9 protein-coding genes and 1 pseudogene are annotated in these 7233 nt (G+C 57.7%); 7 read left to right on the forward strand and 3 right to left on the reverse strand.

From position 1 onward, the window contains the following. From DA373_RS15760 to DA373_RS15790, 7 genes are all read left to right on the forward strand, one after another. A partial coding sequence (locus DA373_RS15760) for a transposase (protein WP_157953738.1) occupies positions 1–208 on the forward strand: 208 nt, incomplete at its 5' end. A 287-nt stretch (positions 209–495) separates the two neighbouring features. Further along, positions 496–762, forward strand: a complete 267-nt coding sequence (locus DA373_RS15765; protein WP_107853227.1) for a helix-turn-helix domain-containing protein — start codon at positions 496–498, stop codon at positions 760–762. Next, complete coding sequence (locus DA373_RS15770; protein WP_107853228.1) at positions 762–2078, forward strand: type II toxin-antitoxin system HipA family toxin; 1317 nt, start codon at positions 762–764, stop codon at positions 2076–2078. The genes DA373_RS15765 and DA373_RS15770 overlap by 1 nt, the downstream gene beginning before the upstream one ends. A gap of 188 nt (positions 2079–2266) precedes the next feature. Next, the gene (locus DA373_RS15775) at positions 2267–2611 is read left to right on the forward strand and encodes a DnaJ family domain-containing protein (protein ID WP_107853229.1); all 345 of its coding nucleotides are present in this window, start codon (positions 2267–2269) and stop codon (positions 2609–2611) included. Between the two features lie 62 nt (positions 2612–2673). Further along, the gene (locus tag DA373_RS15780) at positions 2674–3264 is read left to right on the forward strand and encodes a TetR/AcrR family transcriptional regulator (RefSeq protein ID WP_107853234.1); all 591 of its coding nucleotides are present in this window, start codon (positions 2674–2676) and stop codon (positions 3262–3264) included. A gap of 103 nt (positions 3265–3367) precedes the next feature. Continuing rightward, complete coding sequence (locus tag DA373_RS15785; protein ID WP_107853230.1) at positions 3368–4525, forward strand: iron-containing alcohol dehydrogenase; 1158 nt, start codon at positions 3368–3370, stop codon at positions 4523–4525. A 28-nt stretch (positions 4526–4553) separates the two neighbouring features. Continuing rightward, complete coding sequence (locus DA373_RS15790) at positions 4554–5597, forward strand: NADP-dependent oxidoreductase (protein ID WP_107853231.1); 1044 nt, start codon at positions 4554–4556, stop codon at positions 5595–5597. Between the two features lie 30 nt (positions 5598–5627). Here the strand turns inward: DA373_RS15790 and DA373_RS15795 are convergent, their stop codons facing one another. From DA373_RS15795 to DA373_RS16530, 3 genes and pseudogenes are all read right to left on the reverse strand, one after another. Further along, complete coding sequence (locus DA373_RS15795; protein WP_107853232.1) at positions 5628–6101, reverse strand: Csu type fimbrial protein; 474 nt, start codon at positions 6099–6101, stop codon at positions 5628–5630. Beyond that, positions 6101–7108, reverse strand: coding sequence for a fimbria/pilus outer membrane usher protein (locus DA373_RS15800; RefSeq protein ID WP_232821385.1), 1008 nt, complete (start codon positions 7106–7108; stop codon positions 6101–6103). The genes DA373_RS15795 and DA373_RS15800 overlap by 1 nt, the downstream gene beginning before the upstream one ends. 7 nt (positions 7109–7115) lie before the next feature. Then, positions 7116–7233, reverse strand: a pseudogene (locus tag DA373_RS16530) (IS5/IS1182 family transposase); the annotation flags it as partial.

Genomic DNA, 7233 nt, shown 5'->3' on the forward strand with positions numbered 1-7233 from the left:
CAGTGGAGCCAATCCGGTGATCCCACCAAGGAAGAACCGGATCAGCCCTCGGGATTACGATAAGGCACTGTATAAAGAGCGTAATTTGGTTGAACGCGCTTTCCAGAAGTTCAAGCATTACCGTCGTGTCGCGACACGATATGAACGTGTCGCGAAACACTACACTGCCATGCTCCACCTCGTATCAACAGTGATATGGTTGGCATGATTGAGAACGCCCCCTAGGTTAACGAGATCCTGAGTAAAGCTTTGAGGCCTATGCCCTCGATACCACCCTTTCCAGACTGCTGCGGATGTCCCACAAGCGTTAAAAAGAGTATCAGTTTATCTGCACAGAACAGATAACCCTGATCTAGCTCACTCGCTGGAACAGGTACTGGGGGCATTAACTGCTTTAGCGTGTAATATTAGCTTTACCCGCTATAAGGTGTAAACTTTGATATACCTGCCACAGCGTGTAATGTAGAAGTATCAACTCTCTCAGGTAGCCCAGCCATGAAAATCACTAGTGCCCATCAGCTCAGCGCTTACATGAAAGATGTCAGACTCACCCAGAGGCTTTCACAGGGTAAGGTGGCCGGCAAGGTGGGGATCCGGCAGGACACGGTTTCCAACTTTGAACTGCACCCGGACACCACCAAACTGGAGACCTTCTTCAAAATCCTGTCGGCATTAGAGCTGGAACTGACGGTTCAGCCACGAAATACCACTGGAACAGACTCAGATAGCGATGGAGCAGCAGGCTGGAAGGAGGAGTGGTAATGGCAGCGCTGGATGTCTACATGAACGGTTACCGGGTGGGCATTTTCGCCCGAACCGGCTCAGGTGCCCATCATTTCAAATACGACGAGGCCTGGCTACGCTTGCCTGGAAGCCGTCCGATATCACTTTCCATGCCACTGCGTCATCAGGCGTATCAAGGCAATGAAGCATACAACTTCTTTGACAACCTGTTACCTGATACGCCTGACGTCAGGAACCGGATACTTGCCAGATATAACGCAAAATCAACCCAACCTTTTGATTTGCTGTCCAAAGTCGGGGCCGACACTGTGGGTGCCCTGCAACTGTTGCCACAGGGCATTCCCCCCGGCGATATTCGAAAAATGGAATACAAGGTTTTGTCTGACGGGGAGCTGGAGAAGGTGCTGACTGGCTATCAGGCTGGTGCTCCTCTGGGGATGATCGAGGAAGCAGAGGACTTTCGGATTTCCATCGCCGGTGCCCAGGAGAAAACCGCATTACTGCTCTTGGGAGATAGGTGGTGCCAGCCCCGTAATGCCACACCAACGACCCATATCATCAAACTGCCTATCGGCAAAGAAAGCCACTCATACTCCATTGACCTGTCAGACAGTGTCGAAAATGAATTTCTCTGTACCTTGATGGCACGAGAGTTTGGATTGCCGGTGCCCAACTGCTTCATGATGCAGGTGGGCACCATCAAGGCGTTGGCCATAGAGCGTTTTGACCGTAAATATGCATCTGATGGCAGCTGGCTTATGCGTTTGCCGCAGGAGGACTTTTGCCAGGTTCTGAACGTCCCATCGGCACAGAAGTACGAGAACCACGGTGGACCAGGCATTACAGAGATCATGTCCTACCTGCTGGGCTCGGCCAATGCCGAGCAAGACCGCTCTCGGTTCATGAAAGCACAGGTATTGTTTTGGCTGCTGGCCGCAACAGATGGCCATGCCAAGAACTTTTCCGTGTTCATTGAACCCGATGGCCGCTTTCGCCTGACCCCTTTCTACGACATTCTTTCCATGTACCCGGTGTTTGGTGGCAGAGGTCTTCATCCACGCGATGCCAAACTGGCCATGGGCCTCAAAGGTACGAAAGGCAGGAAGTACGGCATTGAGCAAATCTTTCCAAGGCACTTCTTCCAGACAGCCAAAGCAGTAGGCTTTTCTCAGGAGGCGATGGCGACCATTCTGGCGGAGGTAGCAAGCTTGGTTGATACTGCCATCGACAAGGTCAGTAACCAGTTGCCAAACGACTTCCCCAACCACATCCGTGACTCCATACTGGGGGAAGTAAAAGCCAGATCCTCCCGGCTAACGACTGGCAAAGAGTAAGCAACCGAGCATATCGGCGGAAAGCGATTGCAAACGAAGCCGGCATCACCATGCGTATCTGTGATCTACTTCTCAAATCGGTGTCTGACTTCAATTTCCCCCGGAAGGTCCCCGAGAAGTCAGCATCTATATGATATTAAAGAAAACTTCACTTTCTGTATCGGGAAGTAACCCGCCGGAAGACAACCATGTGGCTTATCGATCAGCTGGCCGAGCAGGCTATCAGCCAGGCGCACAAGGAAGGTCAGTTCGAGAATTTACCCGGTGCGGGCAAGCCCCAGCAACTGGAGGACGACAGTCTGGTGCCCGAGCACCTGCGCGCCGGCTACCGGCTGCTGAAAAATGCCGGCTATCTGCCACCCGAGCTGGAGGCCCGCAAGGAATATCTGCGGCTGCAGGATCTGCTGACGGTCACCGACGATAACGCCGAGCGGGCAAAACTGGAGCGTGACCTGCGCCGGCTGGAGCTGACCTTGGGGCAGCGCTTTCGCGAGCTGCCAGAGTCAGTAAAAGTACGGGTGCTGCAAAAATAACAATACCAAGAGATAACAATGAACACTAGACGACCGGTCTAGTTGAATGTAGGATGCACACCATGAGTACAAAACATCAAGACACCCGTCAGCATCTGCTTGATACCGGCCGCGACATTCTCGCCGCCCGGGGCTTCAGCTCGGTCGGGCTCAGCACCCTGCTGCAGCAGGCAGGTGTGCCCAAGGGCTCCTTTTATCACTACTTCAAATCCAAGGAGCAGTTTGGCCAGGCCATGCTGGAGGACTACTTCAGCCAGTATCTGACCGAGCTGGACGCCCTGTTCGCTCAACCAGCGCTGAGCGGCCGCGAGCGGCTGATGAGCTACTGGAATGAGTGGCAACGGCGTTACTGCAGCCCTCAGGGGCGCAGTGACTGCCTGGTGGTCAAGCTCAGCGCCGAGGTGGCCGATCTGTCCGAGGCCATGCGCCTGACCCTGAAAGCCGGCACCGACAAGGTGATTGGCCGCATTCAGGACTGCATTACCGCCGGCGTGGCCGATGGCTCGCTGCCGGCCGCAACAAAGCCGGCACTGCTGGCCACCAGCCTGTATCAGCTGTGGCTGGGCGCCAGCCTGCTGACCAAGCTGCACCGGGACGCACAGCACATGGATCAGGCCATGGCCATGACCCGCCAGTGGCTGATGCAGCCCTGACTGCTGGCTGAACAGACCCGCCACAACGCGGGTTTTTTCAGCCCTGAAAACTAGACGACCGGTCTACTTAACAACTTGTATAGTCACAGCACAAGAGGAACTCATGCAGGATTTCAGCTTTTACAACCCCACCCGAATCGAGTTTGGTGCCGGCAAAATTGCCAGCCTTGATCAGCTGGTACCGGCCAGTGCTCACGTGCTGGTGCTCTATGGTGGCGAAAGCGCCCGCCGCACCGGTACCCTAGACGAGGTCACCGCGGCGCTGGGCCAGCGCAAGGTGCAGCTGTTCGGCGGCATTGAACCCAATCCCAGCTTTGAAACCCTGATGGAGGCGGTAGACCTGGTGCGCCGCAATAACATCGACTTTCTGCTGGCCGTTGGTGGCGGATCCGTGATCGACGGCACCAAATTCGTGGCCGCTGCTGCTCTGTTTGAAGGCGATCCTTGGGAGATCCTGCTCAGCATGGGGCAAAACATAGAAAAGGCGCTGTCCTTTGGCACCGTGCTGACCCTGCCGGCCACCGGTTCCGAAATGAACCAGGGCTCGGTGATCACCCGCAAGTTGCTGCAGGCCAAACTGCCCTTTAAGAGCGAGCGGGTATATCCGCGCTTTTCGGTGCTGGATCCGGTCAAGACCTATACCCTGCCAGCCCGTCAGGTGGCCAACGGCGTGGTCGACGCCTTTGTGCATGTAATGGAGCAATACCTGACCTATCCGGCCCAGGCCCCGGTGCAGGACCGTTTTGCCGAAGGCCTGCTGCAAACCCTGATCGAGATCGGTCCCAAAGCCCTGGCCGAGCCGCAAGACTACCAGACCCGCGCCAGCCTGATGTGGACCGCCACCCTGGCGCTCAACGGCCTGATTGGTGCCGGCGTGCCCCAGGACTGGGCCACCCATATGCTGGGCCATGAGCTGACCGCCCTTCACCACCTGGATCACGCCCAGACCCTGGCGGTGGTGCTGCCGGAAATGCTGCGCCAGCGCAAGGCCAGCAAGCTCGGCAAGCTGGTGCAGTACGCCGAGCGGGTATGGAATATTCACCAGGGCAGTGACGACCACAAGGCCGAAGCCGCCATAGAGTGCACCCGCGATTTCTTTGAGTCGGTGGGCGTGAAAACCCGGCTCGGCGACTACGGCCTGGGCACCGAGCATATCGACGGCATTATCGCCAGCCTGGAAAAGCACGGCATGGTGGCACTGGGTGAGCACGACGACGTAACCCCCGCGCTGTGCCGCCGTGTACTGCTGGCCAGCCTGTAATATTCCGCCATCACACAAGGAGCACACCATGACACAAACCACCATGCACAACCGTCAGCTCACCCTGGCCTCGCGGCCGGTGGGTGCGCCCACCGCCGCCAACTTTACCCTGCAGCAAACGGCCATTCCCGAGCCGGCGCAGGGCCAGTTGCTGCTGCGCACCGTTTATCTGAGTCTGGACCCCTATATGCGGGGCCGTATGAATGACGCCAAATCCTACGCCGCGCCGGTGGCTCTGGGTGACCCCATGGTCGGCGGCACCGTCAGCCGGGTACAGATCAGCCGGCACCCGGATTATCAGCCCGGCGACTGGGTGCTGAGCTACAGCGGCTGGCAGGACTATGCCCTGTCCGACGGTGAAAGGCTGATCAAGCTGGAGCCGGAACAGATGTCGCCGTCCTGGGCGCTGGGGGTGCTCGGCATGCCCGGCTTTACCGCCTATATGGGGCTGCTGGATATCGGCAAGCCGCAGGCCGGAGAAACCCTGGTGGTGGCCGCCGCCACCGGTGCCGTGGGCGCCATGGTGGCGCAAATCGGCAAGCTCAAGGGCTGCCGGGTGGTGGCCGTGGCCGGCGGCGAGGAGAAATGCCGTTATGCGCTGAACACCCTGGGCGTGGACGCCTGCCTCGACCACAAGGCCGATGACTTTGCCGAGCGGCTGGCCAGCGCCTGCCCCGATGGCATCGATATCTACTACGAAAACGTGGGTGGCAAAGTGCTGGATGCGGTGCTGCCCCTGCTCAACACCCATGCCCGCATTCCGGTGTGTGGCCTTATCTCGCAATATAATGCCACCGCTCTGCCGGAGGGGCCGGATCGCCTGAATCAGCTGATGGCCACCATTCTGATCAAGCGCCTGACGGTCAAGGGCTTTATCATCTTTGATGACTATGCCCACCGTTACGATGAGTTTGTCACCGACATGAGCCAGTGGCTGCGGGAAGGCAAAATTCACTACCGCGAACAGCTGGTGGACGGGCTGGAACAGGCCCCTCAGGCCTTTATCGGCCTGCTGCAGGGAGAGAACTTCGGCAAGCTGGTGGTGCGGGTCGGCGACGACGAGCTGGCCTGATCGTTACGGGGCGGCCGGGCCGCCCCTCTATCAATATTCCACCGTCACTACCAAAGTGTCAGTGTAATGTCCCACCACAGTATTCTGTCCTGCCGGAATGCGGCCATAGACAGGAAAACTGCCCGGGCTCCCCAGCAGGCTCCTGCCATTGACGCTTGCGGTGCCACCATTGCCATCTCCCCAGACTTGGCTGCGACTGCTGTTGGTATAGAGGTTGTAAGCCAGCACATGGCTCCCATGCTGCATCTGCCGCTCGACATAGCTACCATTGCCCGGGCCAAGACGGATGACATAATAGGTCCAGGTCAGCAGATCACAATCAACCCTGATATTGCCGGCACTGTCCAGCGAGCTGGCAGTAAAAACATCGTAATTTCCGAAACTGACACCGGCTACTGTGGCACTACAAGCGGCATGACTGCCGGTAACCCAGAAAACCAGGCCAGACAGCAATATCACAAAGCGCCAGATTCGTTGGTAGAGAAGTGAAGGTTTGAATGTCATTACCGCATCTCCTTACCCGGTAGCGGGCTTCGACAAACGAAGCCCCCCAAATCGAGAACCGGCTCCGTGCTGTCCGGCACCGCCAGCTCTACCCTGCAGGCTTGATCACGCCATCGCACCTGCAGGGTGTTTTGCTCGGCCACATTGGTCAGGAACACCTCTCCACGAAACCCGACCGGAAAACGACGGCCATCACTCATGATGACGGTTGCCCCCGCAGGCACCGTTTCACCGGCTTCATTAACCAGATGGAAAAACGCATCCCGCCCGTTTTCCATGGAAAAATCGACCCTGACGCCACTGCGATAATAGGGCACCACCGTGTGCTCCAACCCGGCAAGGCTCACATTCAGGGGAATATCTCCATGCTCAACTCGGATCCGGTTACGCTCGTAGGGACGCAATCCGGTCAGCAAAGCCTGACCCTGTGAGTTGGTAGTCGCCACTGGCCGGTTGTCGGCATAAACCATCACCTGGCTCAGCCCCGGTAACGTGACCAACGCGAAGCTGTCATTCAAAGAGCGGGTGGCAAATAGCCGTTTGTCGAACCAGAGCAGCCCTCCCCGGGCGCTGGCCCGATAACCATGCTCCGCATTCTGCCGAGCGGTTTCCAGCTCCAGAACTCCCTTGTCGTGATGCAAAGCCAGGCTGGCCTGCTGTGAGTCATCGTCCCCCAGCCCTGTTTGCAATCGGTATCCCAGGCCGTTACCGGCCGGCAGGCTGCGCTGTAGTTGCAACCTGCCCTGCTTCCTGTCGGCGGAGTGTCCCAGGCTCAGGCTGGCGCTGGTGCGCTCTGCGCCCAGAGGAAGATGGTAAGACAACTGCACCTCCGTCCCCCGGCTGTTGTTGAACAAATGCAGAGCTGACAGCCTCAGGCTGCCGGCGCCGAGCTGCAGGCTGTAGCTGGCAGTGGCCAGTTTCACATCCCGGCGTTGTGAATATGAACGCTCGGTATAAGACAGTCCCAGGGAGTGTTGACCCAGCGGCAGGCTGACAAAACTTCTCAGAACCTGTTTACGATCTCCGTAATAGCAAAACCAAAAATGCCAAGTGGATGAACTGCAAGCTCGTATTGAGCTTGCGCTCGCAGTTCTTCCACAGCCTCCGACACTTCTCCAGCCAAGCAAATGAG

The organism is Oceanimonas marisflavi (assembly GCF_003049725.1).
Taxonomy (GTDB): domain Bacteria; phylum Pseudomonadota; class Gammaproteobacteria; order Enterobacterales; family Aeromonadaceae; genus Oceanimonas; species Oceanimonas marisflavi.